This window comes from Arcobacter iocasae, assembly GCF_042214795.1.
Classification (GTDB): domain Bacteria; phylum Campylobacterota; class Campylobacteria; order Campylobacterales; family Arcobacteraceae; genus Arcobacter; species Arcobacter iocasae.
In genome coordinates, this window is record NZ_CP090177.1 from 1,967,921 (window position 1) to 1,984,149 (window position 16,229).

The 16,229-nt window shown below is 28.6% G+C and carries 21 protein-coding genes; 17 read left to right on the forward strand and 4 right to left on the reverse strand.

Annotated features, from left to right (window positions below; all coding sequences use genetic code 11):
• Position 1 precedes the first annotated feature (1 nt).
• Positions 2-751 carry a metal ABC transporter ATP-binding protein gene (locus tag LXN10_RS09885; protein ID WP_375722869.1) on the reverse strand — a complete coding sequence of 250 codons (750 nt, stop codon included), beginning with the start codon at positions 749-751 and terminating at the stop codon, positions 2-4.
• Entirely contained in the window at positions 742-1,611 is an 870-nt protein-coding gene (locus LXN10_RS09890; RefSeq protein WP_375722870.1) for a metal ABC transporter substrate-binding protein, read from the reverse strand. Before LXN10_RS09890 ends, LXN10_RS09885 begins: the two co-directional genes overlap by 10 nt.
• 162 nt (positions 1,612-1,773) lie before the next feature.
• Between LXN10_RS09890 and LXN10_RS09895 the strand changes: the two genes are divergently transcribed.
• From LXN10_RS09895 to LXN10_RS09940, 10 genes are all read left to right on the forward strand, one after another.
• On the forward strand, positions 1,774-1,932 hold the full coding sequence (locus LXN10_RS09895) for a hypothetical protein (RefSeq protein ID WP_375722871.1): 159 nt from the start codon (positions 1,774-1,776) through the stop codon (positions 1,930-1,932).
• Between the two features lie 45 nt (positions 1,933-1,977).
• The gene (locus LXN10_RS09900; RefSeq protein WP_375722872.1) at positions 1,978-2,790 is read left to right on the forward strand and encodes a TIGR00282 family metallophosphoesterase; all 813 of its coding nucleotides are present in this window, start codon (positions 1,978-1,980) and stop codon (positions 2,788-2,790) included.
• The gene (locus LXN10_RS09905) at positions 2,783-3,424 is read left to right on the forward strand and encodes a 3-methyladenine DNA glycosylase (protein WP_375722873.1); all 642 of its coding nucleotides are present in this window, start codon (positions 2,783-2,785) and stop codon (positions 3,422-3,424) included. The genes LXN10_RS09900 and LXN10_RS09905 overlap by 8 nt, the downstream gene beginning before the upstream one ends.
• 13 nt (positions 3,425-3,437) lie before the next feature.
• The gene (locus LXN10_RS09910; RefSeq protein ID WP_375722874.1) at positions 3,438-4,226 is read left to right on the forward strand and encodes an AAA family ATPase; all 789 of its coding nucleotides are present in this window, start codon (positions 3,438-3,440) and stop codon (positions 4,224-4,226) included.
• Between the two features lies 1 nt (position 4,227).
• Positions 4,228-4,479 (forward strand): hypothetical protein, encoded by a 252-nt coding sequence (locus LXN10_RS09915; protein ID WP_375722875.1) that lies wholly within the window; start codon positions 4,228-4,230, stop codon positions 4,477-4,479.
• 14 nt (positions 4,480-4,493) lie between these two features.
• Positions 4,494-5,204 carry a bifunctional demethylmenaquinone methyltransferase/2-methoxy-6-polyprenyl-1,4-benzoquinol methylase UbiE gene (ubiE, locus tag LXN10_RS09920; RefSeq protein WP_375722876.1) on the forward strand — a complete coding sequence of 237 codons (711 nt, stop codon included), beginning with the start codon at positions 4,494-4,496 and terminating at the stop codon, positions 5,202-5,204.
• Between the two features lie 8 nt (positions 5,205-5,212).
• Positions 5,213-6,400 carry an exodeoxyribonuclease VII large subunit gene (gene xseA, locus LXN10_RS09925; RefSeq protein ID WP_375722877.1) on the forward strand — a complete coding sequence of 396 codons (1,188 nt, stop codon included), beginning with the start codon at positions 5,213-5,215 and terminating at the stop codon, positions 6,398-6,400.
• Positions 6,401-6,468: 68 nt separating this feature from the next.
• Positions 6,469-6,951 carry a chemotaxis protein CheW gene (locus tag LXN10_RS09930; RefSeq protein WP_375722878.1) on the forward strand — a complete coding sequence of 161 codons (483 nt, stop codon included), beginning with the start codon at positions 6,469-6,471 and terminating at the stop codon, positions 6,949-6,951.
• 12 nt (positions 6,952-6,963) lie between these two features.
• Complete coding sequence (locus LXN10_RS09935) at positions 6,964-7,368, forward strand: response regulator (RefSeq protein ID WP_375722879.1); 405 nt, start codon at positions 6,964-6,966, stop codon at positions 7,366-7,368.
• The gene (locus LXN10_RS09940; protein WP_375722880.1) at positions 7,369-8,736 is read left to right on the forward strand and encodes a response regulator; all 1,368 of its coding nucleotides are present in this window, start codon (positions 7,369-7,371) and stop codon (positions 8,734-8,736) included.
• A gap of 5 nt (positions 8,737-8,741) precedes the next feature.
• Here LXN10_RS09940 and LXN10_RS09945 read toward each other — a convergent pair whose 3' ends face one another.
• Entirely contained in the window at positions 8,742-9,269 is a 528-nt protein-coding gene (locus LXN10_RS09945) for a peptidylprolyl isomerase (RefSeq protein WP_375722881.1), read from the reverse strand.
• Between the two features lie 138 nt (positions 9,270-9,407).
• Here LXN10_RS09945 and LXN10_RS09950 point away from each other — a divergent pair, with 138 nt between their 5' ends.
• The 6 genes from LXN10_RS09950 to groL all read left to right on the forward strand — a co-directional run bounded on the left by LXN10_RS09950 (position 9,408) and on the right by groL (position 13,372).
• Positions 9,408-9,764, forward strand: a complete 357-nt coding sequence (locus LXN10_RS09950; RefSeq protein ID WP_375725339.1) for a (2Fe-2S) ferredoxin domain-containing protein — start codon at positions 9,408-9,410, stop codon at positions 9,762-9,764.
• Positions 9,765-9,774: 10 nt separating this feature from the next.
• Positions 9,775-10,158: an aspartate 1-decarboxylase gene (gene panD / locus LXN10_RS09955; RefSeq protein WP_375722882.1), complete on the forward strand. Its 384-nt coding sequence runs from the start codon at positions 9,775-9,777 to the stop codon at positions 10,156-10,158.
• Complete coding sequence (locus tag LXN10_RS09960; RefSeq protein WP_013134505.1) at positions 10,151-10,474, forward strand: YbaB/EbfC family nucleoid-associated protein; 324 nt, start codon at positions 10,151-10,153, stop codon at positions 10,472-10,474. Before panD ends, LXN10_RS09960 begins: the two co-directional genes overlap by 8 nt.
• Positions 10,474-11,334: a polyprenyl synthetase family protein gene (locus LXN10_RS09965; protein ID WP_375722883.1), complete on the forward strand. Its 861-nt coding sequence runs from the start codon at positions 10,474-10,476 to the stop codon at positions 11,332-11,334. Before LXN10_RS09960 ends, LXN10_RS09965 begins: the two co-directional genes overlap by 1 nt.
• A gap of 137 nt (positions 11,335-11,471) precedes the next feature.
• A complete protein-coding gene (groES, locus tag LXN10_RS09970) occupies positions 11,472-11,729 on the forward strand; it encodes a co-chaperone GroES (RefSeq protein WP_013134507.1) in 258 nt (85 codons plus the stop codon).
• Complete coding sequence (groL, locus tag LXN10_RS09975) at positions 11,729-13,372, forward strand: chaperonin GroEL (protein WP_375722884.1); 1,644 nt, start codon at positions 11,729-11,731, stop codon at positions 13,370-13,372. Before groES ends, groL begins: the two co-directional genes overlap by 1 nt.
• 297 nt (positions 13,373-13,669) lie before the next feature.
• Here the strand turns inward: groL and LXN10_RS09980 are convergent, their stop codons facing one another.
• Positions 13,670-14,092, reverse strand: coding sequence for a YkgJ family cysteine cluster protein (locus tag LXN10_RS09980; RefSeq protein WP_375722885.1), 423 nt, complete (start codon positions 14,090-14,092; stop codon positions 13,670-13,672).
• 268 nt (positions 14,093-14,360) lie between these two features.
• Here LXN10_RS09980 and glmS point away from each other — a divergent pair, with 268 nt between their 5' ends.
• A complete protein-coding gene (gene glmS / locus LXN10_RS09985; protein WP_375722886.1) occupies positions 14,361-16,160 on the forward strand; it encodes a glutamine--fructose-6-phosphate transaminase (isomerizing) in 1,800 nt (599 codons plus the stop codon).
• Positions 16,161-16,229 lie beyond the last annotated feature (69 nt).

Below are 16,229 nucleotides of genomic sequence, written 5' to 3' on the forward strand. Positions count from 1 at the left end.
CTTAGTGATGATGACAAACAATATTAGTGTCAATGCCATATAATTTACTCATTTGCTTATTATTTAATATCTCATGTGGAGTATGGCATGATAGAAGAGTTTGGTTAATACATAAAACTCTTTTTATATCATTTACAATCACTCCTAAATCGTGAGTGACAAAAAGTATTGTGATATTATCTTCTTTATTTAATTTTTTTAATATTTCATAAAATTTTGTTTGAGAATTGGTATCTACACCTGTATTTGGTTCATCAAGTATTAATAATTCTGGACTACTTATAAGTGCTCTAGCTATCATTACTCTTTGTCTTTGACCACCTGAAAGTTCAGAAACTCTTCTATTTTTCAAATCAGTAATTTCAATTTTTTCCATAATAGATTCAATTTTTTTATGATCTTCTTTTGATATTTTTGAAAACAAAGAAGTTTTATAGGCTAATCCAAGATTAATCACTTCTTGTACAGTAATAGGGAAACTACTGTCAATTAAAGTTGCTCGTTGTGGTACATATCCAATTTTATAATATTGTTTGAATAAAGATTGTTTGGTATTAAATAGTTTAATATCTGCAATATTAGGATTTATTAATCCTAATATTATTTTCATTAAGGTACTTTTACCACCACCATTGGGACCAATGATGGCAGCATATTCACCCCTTAATATTTCAAAAGATATATCTTGAAGGATATCTTTATATCCTAGGTTTTTTATATCAATTATGATATCAGAGAATTTTATTGACAATTCATTGCATCTTTTAATTTAGCTAAATTTTCTACCATAATAGAAACAAAACCAATATTTTCTTCATTTTGTTTTTGGGTTATATTTTCAACTGGACTTAGTTCATCTGTTTTAACATTTGCTTCATCAGCAATTGTTTTTGCTATTTTGTCACTTGCAAACTCTTCAAAAAATATTGTATGAATATTTTCTTTTTTTACTATTTTAATAAGCTCGGCAATTTGTTTAGCTGATGGTTCCTCATCCGGAGACATACCAGAAATAGAGTATTGTGTTATTCCATAATCATTTGCTAAATATCCAAATGCATCATGATTTACAACAACTTTTTTATTTTTACAAGTTTTTAAAGTCTGATATTTTGCTTGCAAAGTAGTTATTTCTTTTAGATATGTACTTGCATTTTTTTGATAACTTTTTTTGTTCGCAGGGTCTTTTTTGATTAAAAGAGATTCAACATTTTTTATCATCTTAATATAGTTATCAAAACTTAGCCAATAGTGAGGATCATAAACTTTACCATCTTCAAACTCTTTGTGAGTTGCTAATTTTACATGTTTACTCATATCAAATGTTTTGTCAGCTATTTCCATTGATTTTATAATCTTCTTACTCCACGGTTCCATAACTTGACCACTTGTTATAAAAATATCACTTTTTGATAAAACAACCATATTTTTTGGATTTGGCTCAAAATCATGGGGTTCTGTTCCAAATGGAATTAAATTATTTAGAATAACATTTTTCCCACCAACTTCTTTAACTACACTATATAGTGGATATATAGTTGTCGTAACTGTTAATTTAGCAAACAAAACTGATGATGCTAATATACTTAATACTAAAATTTTTTTAAACATAATTCTTCCTTTTATTTGCAACTAAGTTGCATTTAGTTTTGGAATAATACATCCGATTTTCTTAAATGCAACTTAGTTGCAAAAGGAAAGGTAAATTTTAAATTTAATCATTTATATTAGAATAATTGGATATTTTTATAAATATAAAACTAAGGATTAAAGATGTGTTTAGTAATATCAATGTTATCTTTTGTAATTGCATATAATTTTTATGATTCAACAAATTTAATTCCATCAATTATAAGTTTTACAATTGGTCTGTTTTTTCTTTTGCTTATGATTCGAAATATAAAAAATGAGAGAAATAAAAGAAAAAACTAACTTTTTAATTGATACAATCCAATTAGATAAATTAAGGGAAATAATTTGAAAATAGCATTTATAGGTGATATAGTTGGTAGACCTGGTAGAAAAATCATAGAACAAAATTTAAAAAAACTAAGAGCAAAATATGAAATTGATTTTGTAATTGCAAATGGTGAAAATGCAAGTCACGGTTTTGGCTTAACAGTTAAAAATGCAAATGAACTTTTTAAAGTAGGGGTTGATTTAATAACAGGAGGGAATCACTCTTTTGATAAAAAACAAGAGATGATAAATCTAGTAACAAGCCAAAATGTACTTAGACCTGCAAACTTCCCAGAAGCGATGCCAGGAGTTGGACATATGGTATTTGATGTTGCTGGTGAAAAACTTGCAGTTATAAATTTAATGGGAAATTTTGCAATGCCAATTTGTGATAATCCTTTCAATAAAGCAACCCAAATTATGAAAGAACTTGAAGAACAAAATATCAAAAATATTTTTATAGATTTTCATGGTGAGGCTACAAGTGAAAAAAGAGTCATGGCCATGATGTTTAATGGAAAAGTGAGTGGTATTTGTGGAACTCACACTCATGTGGGAACTGATGATTTACAAATAGTTGATGGAACTACATACTTAAGTGATATTGGATTAACTGGTTGCAGAGACAATGTCATAGGAATGGATGCAAAAAATCCAATAGATAAAGCAACAACTGGCTTAGGTGGGCACTTTACAATTTCTAGTTCATGTAAGTCTATTTTACAAGTTCTTGTGATGGATTTAGAAGATGGTAAATCAAAAGATGCTTTTAAAATAAAAATATTATGTGATAAAGATGAAGAGATAATTACAAAGGCACTTTTTGAATAGTATTTTAAACTCTTTTGATTTATATATTTTTTTAAAAGAAAAGAATTTAATAGATACAAAGTATAAATATTGGTGGCCAACAAACAGTGATTTTGAAGTTTTCATAGGTGCAATACTAACTCAAAATACAAAATGGATAAATGTAGAAAAATCTTTAGAAAACCTAAAAAAACTAGAACTTTTGGATTTAGAAAAACTTTCAACAGTTGATACAGATATTTTAATATCTGCAATTACTCCAAGTGGTTTTAAAAATCAAAAGTCAGTAAGAATCAAAAAAATATGTGAAAATATACTTGAAGAGTTTGGTGACTTTGAAATTTTTAAACAAAATGTTTCTAGGGACTGGTTACTTTCTCAAAAGGGAATTGGGGCAGAAACTTGTGATGCAATTTTGTGTTATGCTTGTCATAAAGAAGAAATGGTTGTGGATTCTTACACTAATAGATTAGTCAAAACCTTTGGATATGAGTTTGAAAGTTATGATGATCTCAAAGCTTGGTTAGAATATGGAATTAATGAAAATTTCGATAAAATTGACTCGCTTTATGATTATGACATTACATTAAATATGATATATTGTAGATTTCATGGCAAAATTGTAGAATTCATGAAAAATCAAAAAAAGTCTTAAAGGATTTATAAAAATGATTATTATTCCTCAAACTAAAGGTGGCGTTGGAAAATCAACAGTTGCTATGCAAGTAATAGCTCCATATTTGTATAAAAAACATGGGAAAAAGATTACTTACATAGAAATTGACGATGAAAATAATGATAGTCAATCATTTACAACAACTCAAATAGTAAATAAAAGAATGCTAAGAACAAACAAAGTAAGTGATTTGGATGAGCTTATTTTAATGGATGATAATCATGAAATAATTATAGATGTTGGTGGAAATAAAACTTCATCATTGGTTTTAGATGAGATTAAAAAAGTGGGTTCTTTTGGAAATCTAAAATGGATTATTCCTTTAGGTGATGGTGAGCTTGATGGAAAAAATGCAATTGCAACTATGAAAAAAATAAGAAAAATAGAACAAAGTCCCGATGAAAATATTATATTTGCACTAAACCGTGCAATATCTATGGAAAAAGATTATGTTGAAGAACAATTTATAAATTTCTTTGGACATAAATATTTAGCTTCAAATACGGTAATGTATGATTTTATGAAAGATCCAAAATACTTTACAGTAAAAAATGATAAAGTAATTACTATGAGCAGATATTTAGGTAGTACAGTTTGGGAAATGGCACACAATAATACTGACTTTAGGGAAAAAGCATTAAAAGCAAAAGAAGCTGGTGATGTTGCAAGTGCAAAAAAATATATATTTTTTAGAAGAGTGCAATCTGAAGCACAAGATTATGTTTTAAATGTATTAAATCCAATCTTTAAAGACTTGGATAAATGGTTAGAAAAAAAATAACATGAGTGATATGAGTTTCAAACAAGCAAAAGAGCTTGTTGAAAAATTAGAGTTAACAGAATTAACACTTAAAAAATCAACTGATGATATAGATAAGTCAAGTAAAAAATTTAATGAAGCTTTAAAAATGCAAGAGCATTTATTGAAACTTATGCAAGAAAAAGACAAAAAATTAGATATTTTAAAACTATTAGTAGTTTTAAATGTTGGATTTATTGGAGGCTTACTTGCTGGAGTTTTTTTATTTAAATAATAGGGATATTTATAATGGGTAAACAAGAAAAAATAGTATCAATGTTCAATGACATCGCTGGAACTTATGATGTAGCAAATAGAGTTATGAGTATGGGGATTGATAAAAGTTGGAGAAATAAAGCTTGTAATTTAGCTTTTTCTTTTTATGGTAAAAACAAAATAGAAAAGATAATTGATGTGGCTTGTGGTACAGGTGATATGCTTACTACTTGGCAAAAAGTAGCAGATAAAAATGCAATAGAGATTCAAAATAGAGTTGGAGTTGATCCAAGTGTTGGAATGATGGATGTGGCAAAAGTAAAATTGCCAGAAGTTGAGTTTATTGAAGCTGGTGCTGAATTACTTCCTTTTGATAGTGAAGTAGCTGATATAATTTCTATTTCTTATGGAATTAGAAATGTGGTTAAAAGACAAGAGGCTTTCCATGAGTTTGCTAGAACTTTAAAAAAAGATGGACTTTTAGTTATTTTAGAGTTTACAAAAAATGAAAAAAATTCTCCCCTTGATTATCTTACAGATTTTTATTTAAATAAAATTTTACCAACTGTAGGTGGACTTATTTCAAAAAATAAAGAAGCATATACATATCTACCAACTTCAATTGATGAATTTTTAACTCAAGATAATTTATGTTTAGAACTAAAAGAAGCAGGATTGGAACCTATTTATGTAAAAGGTTTTTCAATGAATATCTCAACACTATTTATTGCAAGAAAGGTTTGATTTAACATATGAATCAAGCCATTAGTGTCTCAACACTAAATAATCAAATTAAGTCTTTACTTGAAACTACTTTTATAGGTGTATATGTTCAAGGGGAAATTTCTAACTTGACATATCACTCTTCAGGACATATATATTTCTCTGTAAAAGATGAAAACTCTACAATCTCTTGTGTAATGTTTAGGGGAAATGCTCAATATTTAAAGTTTAGATTAGAAGTAGGCATGAAAATTATAATCTCTGGAAGTATCACAGCATACATTCCAAGGGGAAATTATCAATTAATGTGTACAAAAATTGACCCAGATGGTCAAGGTTCTCTTTCCCTTGCTTTTGAACAATTAAAAGAAAAACTTCAAAAAGAAGGACTTTTTGATTCAAATATTAAAAAAGCTCTTCCTAAATATCCTAAAACTATAGTAATGGTAACTTCTCCTACGGGTGCTGCTATTGAAGACATGAAAAAAGTTGCACAAAATAGATGGCCTTTGGCAAATCTTATTTTAATTCCTACTTTAGTTCAAGGTGAAGCTTCAAAATTTGATATAGTAAATTCTATAAAAAAAGCTGACAGCTTAAATTGTGATGTGATGATTGTAGGACGAGGTGGGGGAAGTATTGAAGATCTTTGGGCTTTTAATGAAGAAGTAGTAGCAAGAGCTATTTATGAAGCAAAAACACCTGTAATATCAGCAGTAGGACATGAAGTTGATTTTTTAATCTCTGATTTTGTAGCAGATGTTAGAGCTGCAACTCCTTCAAATGCCATGGAAATCGCACTTCCTGATAAAAATGAACATCTTCAATATTTGGATAATTTGCAAGTTGAATTTGAGAATAGATTTAAAAGAGTTCTTTATAATAAAGAACAAGTTATATTAAACTATAAAAAGTACTTTGAACAACACTCTTTAGACAAGAAGTTTTCATTTATTCAAAAAGAGATAGATTACTTAAAATCAAACTTTTCTAATACTTTGTCTCAAATATTAAGACAAAAACAAAATGAACTAAATTATCTAAAAAGTACTTATGAATCTAGTCATCCAGATAAAAAAATAAAAGATGGATATGTTCAAATTTCAAAAGATAATAAAGTCATTAGTTTAGAGAAAGTACAAGTTAATGAAGAAATAATATTAGAAAGTTCTAAATTGAAAGTTAGATGTAATATTTTAGATATTAAAAATATATAAAATTTAAGCTAAATATAGTAAAATATAATAAAAAATGATAACACACTATTAATAGGAGTTCAGTTCATATGGAAAATAAAAATAAAGACAATGCCGTAATTGATTACGCTAACACAAGTGAGTACATGAAGTTCGTATTAGGTTCTATGCAATACGCAATTGAGCTACCTAAAATCAGAGAGATTTTGACTTATCCAGAGATGATAACTGTTTTGCCAAATGTTCCTACATATATAAAAGGACTTATTAATTTAAGAGGTGAAGTTGTTCCTGTTGTAGATTTAAGAATTAAATTTAAAACTGGTGATATTGTAAATAATCAAAATACAGCTGTAATTGCTGTTGTAACAGAAGATAAAAGAATGATTGGTATTGTTGTTGATAAAGTTGATGATGTACAAAGACTTGATTTAACATCTTTATCTCCAGTATCTGAAATAGGTTCATCAATTCCCGCAAAATACTTAAAAGGTTTTGTAAGACTGCATAATAATGAAATGTTAGTAATAATGGACATTGAAACTGTTGTTAGTAAAGCAGAATTAGAGTAAAAAAGGTGACAGATGTCAGAGAGTTTACAAGATAGCATTAATAACTTAAAGAAACTAAGATTTCTTTTTGTAGAAGATGAAAAAGATTTATTAGATATTATTGCTGAAACATTAAAAAAATTAGAAGTAAACTTTCTGTTGGCCAAAAATGGACAAGAAGGATTAGATGTTTTAAAAGAGCATTCTAGTGAAGTCGATATAGTAGTAACTGATATTAGTATGCCTGTGATGAATGGCTTAGAGATGATAAAAGAAGCAAAAATTTTATATCCTCACTTGGATATTATTATAATGACAGCTCACACTGAAGCTAAATATAAGATTGAAGCTGCAAGTTATGGGGTAAATGATTATTTACTTAAACCATTTGATTTTATAAAATTTATTGAGTTGATTAATCAAAAAAAGTTAAACTAAATGTCTTTAGATAAGACTTTATTAAAAGAAATCTCTATTTTATATGTAGAAGATGATGATGTAATGAGAACAGAATTAGCTTCTTTACTTACAAATTTTTTCGCCCAAGTTTTTTGTGCTAGCAATGGAACTCAAGGCTTAGAAATATTTAAAAAAAATCATAAAAAAATCGATCTTATAATTAGTGATATTAACATGCCAAAAATGTCTGGTATTGATATGATAAAAGAAATTAGGAATTTAGACAAAGAGGTGGGAGTAATATTCTCAACTGCATACTCTGATAAAGAATTTTTAATTGATTCTATAAAATTAAAAATAGTTAATTATATTATAAAACCAATTGATATAAGAACTTTATTAGAATCGATTAGTGAGTTTGCAGAACACTTATCAGCTAAAAAAATCATTAAAACTAAAAATAAAGAGCTCTCTTTATACAAAGAAGCAATTGATATAAATAGTATAGTAATAAAAACAGATGTTCAAATGAATATAACTTATGTAAACTCTCATTTTTGTAAAATATCAGGTTTTTCAAAAACTGAACTTATTGGAAAAGAGTTTTCAAGTTTAAAGTATCATGATGTGAATATAAAAATCTATAATAATATGTTTGCAAAAATTTTAGATAATAAAATGTGGAAAGGGAAGTTAAAACAAATCACAAAAGATAATAATATCTTGATTTTAGATTCTTCTATAATACCTTCCCATGATGAAGATGGTAATATAAATGGCTCAATGATTATTCAAAGTGACATAACAAAAGATGTAAAAAAGCAAAGGGCGGTTGAAGTTGCTTTAATGAAAGAGAAAAGTGATATTTTCATAAAAACAAAAGAGACTTTTGCCAAAAACAGTGTTCAAATAAATGAGCTTGAAAATCAAGTTAAGCAACTCTTTGAAGAGTTAAGTAAAGCTGAGTTAGATAATGATAAATATCTAAAGCTTTTAGATAAGTATAAAGATGATATTAAAATTTTGACATCAAAAGTTAATAAATATGAAAAGAGTGAGATAAGTAATATAAAAGGCATCGATGTCTTAAAAATTCAAAAAGATAATGCAAATTTAAAAATTGAAATTAAAAGACTAAGAGATAATATGGAAAAGCTTATTATTAACTCTCAGAAAAAAATAAATCAATTAAGAAGTGCTTCAAATTTAGAAGTTGAGCATTTAGAAAAAGAGTTAGAAAAAGTTAAATCTTCGCATGCTTCTACAGATACAAAAGTATTATTGGAAAAGGCTAAATATTGGGAAGAAAAAGCAAAAGAAGAAAGAGTTAGAATTGAGGATTTAGAGAAAAGAGTTATGAATTTTGTTGATTCAAAAACCCTTTCAAAAATTTATAATGGGAGATAAAATTTTTATTTTATCTCTAAAGAAATAATTTTTTGCTCTTCTATAGGTTTATTTCCTTGATATTTACCAGTTGTAGGTACATTTTCTAGTTTTTTTACTACATCCATACCTTTTTTTACATAACCAAAAATTGTATGTCTACCATTTAACCAATAAGTTGGAACAGTAGTTATAAAAAATTGACTTCCATTTGTATTTGGCCCTGAATTTGCCATAGCTAAAATCCCTGGTTTATCAAATACTGCATTTGGTGAAAATTCATCTTTAAATGGTTTTCCCCAAATAGATTCTCCACCTCTTCCTGTACCTGTTGGATCTCCACCTTGAATCATGAAGTCTTTTATAATTCTGTGAAAAATCAAATTATTATAATAACCATTCTTTGCATGTGTTGTAAAGTTTTCAACTGCAAGTGGAGCCATGTCAGGTCTTAACTCAATCTCAATTGTACCTTGGGTTGTTTTTAAAATTGCTACAGGATTTGCAGCAAAAAGTGAAATAGCAAAAATTGCTAATATAAAGATTTTTTTCATTTTTTACCTTTGTTTTTTTAGGTCTAAAGTATATTATCTTAGCTTTTAAGAGTTTATTAAAAAAATAGTTTTTAGAAGTCTTTAATATTTATTGGATAAAATTATCGAAAATATGACAAGAAGGAAGAAAAAGTGGAAATGCCAGTTATCCCTCAACCAACATTTTATATATTCAAGTGTGAGCAAAGTGCACCTCCTGGGATGCCAAAACCTAGTTGTGTAACAGAAGAAAATAGAGATTTATTCAATTATTTAGCTCAAAAAATGATGGAAAAAGGTTTAATGGGACCTGTGCAAGCAATTAGAACTTCATGTCTAGGAAGATGTCAAATGGGTCCTGTACTTTTAGTAGAACCAGGACATACAATGTACTGTAAACTATCTAAGGAAAAAATAGATAAAATTGTGCAAGAACATATAATAGGTGGAAATCCTGTTCAAGAATTTATTATTCCAGAACAGTTTTGGGGTGAACCTATTAATTTAACAAAATAAAAGAGGAATTATGACAATTGATATGCTTTATAGCAAAATTCATAGAGCAACAGTAACTGATGCAAATTTGAATTATGTAGGTTCAATTACAATTGATGAAGAACTTATGGATGCATCAAGTTTAAGAGTTGGACAAAAAGTAGAAATAGTAAATGTAAATAATGGCGAAAGATTTGCTACTTATGTTATAAAAGGCAAAGCGGGAAGTAAAGACATGTGTCTAAATGGAGCAGCAGCTAGAAAAGTAGAAATTGGTGATAAAATTATTGTTATTGCTTATGCTTCTTACAGTGAAAAAGAATTAGAAAACTATAAGCCAATAGTTGTGCTTGTAGATGAAAAAAACAATGTAACTACTATAACAAATGAATTAATTGGGAGCGATCATGTTTGATGGAATAGATTTAAGCAAACTTAACCTAAATGATATTATGGGGCAAGTTCAAAATATGAGTGAAAAAGCAAAAGAAGATAATGCTTCAAAAATCTTTACATCAAAAGCAGGTGGAGGAATGGTTGAGTTATCAATTAATGGAAATTCTGAAGTTATAGATTTACAAATTGATGATTCTTTACTTGAAGATAAAGACTCTTTACAAATTTTACTGATTTCTGCTATGAATGATGTAATAAAACAATCAGATGAAAATAAAAAAATGATGGCTATGAACATGATGAGTGGTATGGGATCATTTGGTCAAAATAAATAATGAACAGACTTTTAGAAACTTTTGAAAACTACTTAAAATCTAATCTTCCAGTATCAAAAACTTTTCATCCTCATTTTGAAGATGCCTTAAGTTTAATGCTTGATGCTGGTGGAAAAAGATTTAGACCTATGCTTTTATTAAGTGTTGTAAACTCAAAAAATTCTCTTCTTGTAAAGAGTGCTCTTCCTGTAGCTTTAGGCTTAGAGATGCTACATACTTACTCTTTAGTTCATGATGACTTACCTGCTATGGATGATGCTGCTTTACGAAGAGGTTTTGAAACTTTGCATAAAAAGTATGATGAGGTAACGGCTATACTTGTAGGTGATGCTTTAAATACTGAAGCTTTTAATAAAATAGCAAATGCTCCACTATCTAGTGATGTTAAGATTGAGTGTATAAAAGTATTAGCAAGTGATGGTGGAATTGATGGAATGATTATTGGTCAAGCAATTGATTGTTTTTTTGAAAATCAAAAATTAGAATTATCTCAACTAGAATTTTTACATATTCATAAAACTGCAAAACTAATTGCAGGTAGTTTAAAAATGGGTGCAATTATTGCAAACTATGATTTGACTACTCAAGAAAAACTTTACAATTTTGGAATTGATATTGGACTTCTGTTTCAAATTCAAGATGATATTTTAGATGAAACACAAAGTTCTTTAGAAGCTGGAAAAACTACTCATAATGATGAAGCAAAAAACTCTTTTGTAAATTTACTTGGACTTGATGGTGCAATAAATGCTGCAAATGAACTTGCTTTGAAATGTGAAGAAAGTTTAAATTCTTTAGATGAAAACTTGTATGATTCACTGAATAATCTATTAATAAAATATATAAATCGGCATAAATAAATTACTTCTTAAACTCTTAGTCATCTTTACTCAATTTACTTGACAAAAATCAAAAATTTTATTACAATTTAGCACTCAAAAAAATAGAGTGCTAAAATTTACAAAATTTATAAAGAAACTTGATAGGAGAGTATATAATGACATTTAAACCACTAGGAAAAAGGGTTCTTGTAGAAAGAACTGAAGTAGAATCAAAAACTGCAAGTGGAATCATTTTAGTTGATTCAGCAAAAGAAAAACCAAATACTGCTGTTGTAAAAGCAATTGGTTCAGAAGTAACAGAATTAAAAGAGGGTGATACTATTGTATTTGAACAATATAGAGGTACAGAGTTCACTTTAGATGGACAAGATTATTTAGTATTAGAAATTGAAAATATTATAGGAGTTATGTAATGGCAAAAGAAGTATTATTTAGTGATTCAGCAAGAAATAGATTATATGCAGGTGTTGAGAAATTAGCAGATGCAGTAAAAGTTACAATGGGACCTAGAGGAAGAAATGTATTATTACAAAAATCTTTCGGTGCCCCTTCAATCACAAAAGATGGTGTTTCTGTTGCAAGAGAGATTGAATTAGCAGATACATTAGAAAATATGGGAGCACAACTTGTAAAAGAAGTTGCTTCAAAAACTGCTGATGAAGCAGGAGATGGAACTACAACAGCTACTGTTTTAGCTCACTCTATTTTTAAAGAGGGATTGAGAAATGTAACAGCAGGGGCTAATCCAATTATTTTAAAAAGAGGTATGGACAAAGCTACTGAAGCTATTTTAGTTAATTTAAAAGCAGCATCAAGAATTGTTGCAAATAAAACTGAAATAGAACAAGTTGCTACTATCTCTGCAAACTCTGATCATGCAATTGGTTCAATGATTGCAGAAGCTATGGAAAAAGTTGGAAAAGATGGAGTTATTACTGTTGAAGAAGCAAAAGGTATTTCTGATGAATTAGAAGTAGTTGAAGGTATGCAGTTTGATAGAGGATATTTATCTCCATATTTCGTAACAAATTCTGAAAAAATGATTACAGAATTAGCTAATCCATATATTTTATTATATGATAAAAAAATCTCTAACTTAAAAGAGATGTTGCCAATCTTAGAAGCAGTTAATCAAGCTGGAAGACCTTTATTAATTATTGCAGAAGATGTTGATGGTGAAGCATTAGCAACTTTAGTTGTAAATAGATTAAGAGGTTCGTTAAATATAGCAGCTGTAAAAGCTCCAGGTTTTGGTGATAGAAGAAAAGCTATGCTACAAGATATCGCTGTTCTTACAAATGGTACAGTTGTATCTGAAGAATTAGGTATGAAACTTGATACTTGTGGGATTGATGTACTTGGAACAGCTGCAAAAGTTGTGATTGATAAAGATAATACAACTATCGTAGATGGTGAAGGAAGTACTGAAGCTGTAAATGGTAGAGTAGCTCAAATAAAATCAGAAATTGAAAATACAACAAGTGATTATGATAAAGAAAAACTACAAGAAAGACTTGCAAAACTAAGTGGCGGAGTTGCAGTTATCAAAGTTGGAGCGGCTAGTGAAACTGAAATGAAAGAGAAAAAAGATAGAGTTGATGATGCATTAAGTGCAACAAGAGCTGCTGTTGAAGAAGGTATTGTAATAGGTGGTGGAGCTGCATTAATCAGAGCTGCTGCAAAAGTTAAACTTGACCTTACAGGTGACGAAGCTATCGGAGCTGCTATTGTTTTAAGAGCTATTAAAGCACCTATGAAACAAATTGCAATCAATGCTGGATTTGATGCTGGTGTTGTTGTAAATGAAGTAGAAAGATCTGCAAATGAAAATATCGGATTTAATGCTGCAACTGGTGAATATGTAGATATGTTTGAAGCTGGAATCGTAGATCCTGCAAAAGTTGGAAGAATCGCAATGCAAAATGCTGTTTCAGTTGCTTCATTATTATTAACTACAGAAGCTACAGTTACTGATATTAAAGAAGAAAAATCTGCTCCTGCTATGCCAGATATGGGTGGTATGGGCGGAATGGGAGGTATGGGTGGAATGATGTAAGAATAGATTAAATCTATTTTTACCTTTTCTCTTATATCAAAAAGGATTATTTTTAATAATCCTTCCATTTAAATTAGAAATAAAAAAAGGCCCTTTATAAAAAGGGCCTTTTTAACTTTTGAAGCTTACAAACTTTGTAAACTCAAGCTTTGGTAAAATAAAGCTTTTTAATTCTTAAAGATTAACAATAAATTTTGGTATAAATTCTACCACTGTAGAAGTACTCTCATTTAAACCTCCATATTGTTTTGGATATTGTAATTATATCCAAATGTAAACTTAAAGTAAAACTTATATCTATATATTATACTTTTTTAGATGAATTAAAGAGTCTAGATGCATCGTAATATAGGGGTTTATTTCTTTTCCAATATATTTATAAAATTTAATATTATTGATTGTAGTTACTAGTCCAAAATCATCAAAATTGTTAAAATTTTCAAGTTTTCTATGGGTATTTATATATCTTGTTTGATAATCATCAAAAATATAAGAGTCAAAAGAGGGTGAAACTTTTCCATTTTTTACAAGATCAGTGCCTATTTCAGAAATTCCTGGACAATTAATATCATAATAAACTACATTGTCAATATTTGTACTAAGAGGATAGGCTTTACAAACTGTTGGTCGATTTTCATAAATTGTACATTTAAAGTCTTCAATATAAGGGCATAAACTTTTTCCATCACTTAATAATATAGTAGCTTTTAAATATCCCATATCACCAAAGATAAATAAAATAGGAAAGTTTTTATATACACTTTCAAAATCTTCAAGAATTATTTGACAGTAAACACTTCCTTTTCTTCCATCACAGCATCTAGCTTCACAAGTTTCGCAGCTAGAAAAAAAGATATCTTTGTCAATTTTTAAAAATGATTTGATATTGGCTCCTTGAAATAAAAAAGAATTGTATCAAAAAATGCTAAAAGTAATATATCATGTATATTTTTGTACAATATCACTTTAAAATAAAAAAGGCTAATTTATGTGTGGAATTGTTGGGTATATTGGGAATAAAAAAACAGAAGATATTTTATTAGATGGTTTAAAAGAGCTTGAATATAGAGGTTATGATAGTGCAGGAATTGCATTATTGAGTGATGACAAAATAGAAGTATTTAAAGCTTTAGGGAAATTAAAAAATTTAGAAGAAAAAGTAAAAACAGATCATACTTACCATTTAGGAATTGGACATACTAGATGGGCAACCCATGGAAAACCAACAGAACTAAATGCACACCCACACTTAGGTCAATATTCATATGTTGTACATAATGGAATTATTGAAAACTATAAAGAACTAAAAGAAGAGTTACAAGCTGCTGGTCATAAGTTTGTATCTCAAACAGATACTGAAGTTATTGTTCATTTGTTTGAATTTTATAACAATAAATTAAATGATTGTAAAACTTCTTTTGAAAATACAATAAAAAGATTAGAAGGTGCTTTCTCTATACTTTTGATTTCAAAATCTTGCCCAAATGATATATACTTTTTTAAACATGGTTCACCTTTAATTATAGCGCGGGGAAATGAGAAAGAGGAAGTTTTATTCGCTTCTTCAGATGCACCATTAATAGGACTTGCAAATGAAGTTGTATATTTAGAAGATGGTTGTGGAGGAGTAGCAAGTGCTAAACGAATAGAATTTTTCGATGAACAAAGAATTTCTTGGGGAGTATTACCAACATCAAAACAGTTTGTTCAAAAAGATGGATATAGATTTTTTATGGAAAAAGAGATTCATGAACAATGTGTAGTCACAAGTGATGCAATGCTTGGAAGAATGTGTGATGAAAAGGTAGATTTTGAAGAGTTTGATTCTTCTATAATTGAAGGAATTGAAGAGATTAAAATCTGTGCTTGTGGTACATCTTTTCATGCAGGACTTACAGCTTCTTATCTTTTTGAAAGATTAGCAAAGGTTAGATGTAGTGTGGAAATTGCAAGCGAATTTAGATATAAAGAACCTCTATTAAACAAAAATACACTTTTTATAGTTATCTCTCAAAGTGGTGAAACTGCAGATACTTTGGAAGCCTTAAAAATGGCGAATAAAGAGGGTCTTAAATCAATTGTAGTTTGTAATGTTGATAACTCATCTATGACAAGAGTTGCTAATTATTCAGTTCTAACAAGAGCTGGTATTGAAAAAGGGGTTGCTTCAACAAAAGCATTTTCTACTCAAACAGTTGTTTTATGGATGATGGCACTTTATTTTGCACAATATAAAAACTCACTTAGCATTGAAGAAATGAACAGTGAATTAAAGGCTTTAAGAGAAGTTCCAAAATCACTTAAAGTTCATGATTCTACCCATGAAAAGACAAAAAGATTATCAAAAAGATATCTTCACGGTCATGGGTTCTTCTTTATTGGAAGAGACGTATTCTTCCCTTTAGCTTTAGAGGGTGCTTTAAAATTAAAAGAGATATCTTATTTACATGCTGAAGGTTATCCAGCAGGTGAAATGAAACATGGACCGATAGCTTTAGCAGATCCAGAACTTTTTACAATAGCTCTTATGCCACAAAATTTATTATATGATAAAATAAAATCAAATGTAGAAGAACTAAGTGCTAGGGATAGTACTATTTGCGCTATTTCACCACTTGATTTTGAATTAGCAGATGATTATATAAAAACAAATAAGTATGAGCATTATATGCTAGAATTTTTTGAAATGTTAGTTGTTTTACAACTGTTTTCTATGGAAATTTCAGTACGACTTGGCAATGATGTAGATATGCCAAGAAACTTAGCGAAGTCAGTAACAGTCGAGTAAAAGGTTTTTCTTAAAAATACTAATTACAATATAGTTTAAAGTTATAAAAGTAAATTTTGGATAAAATTC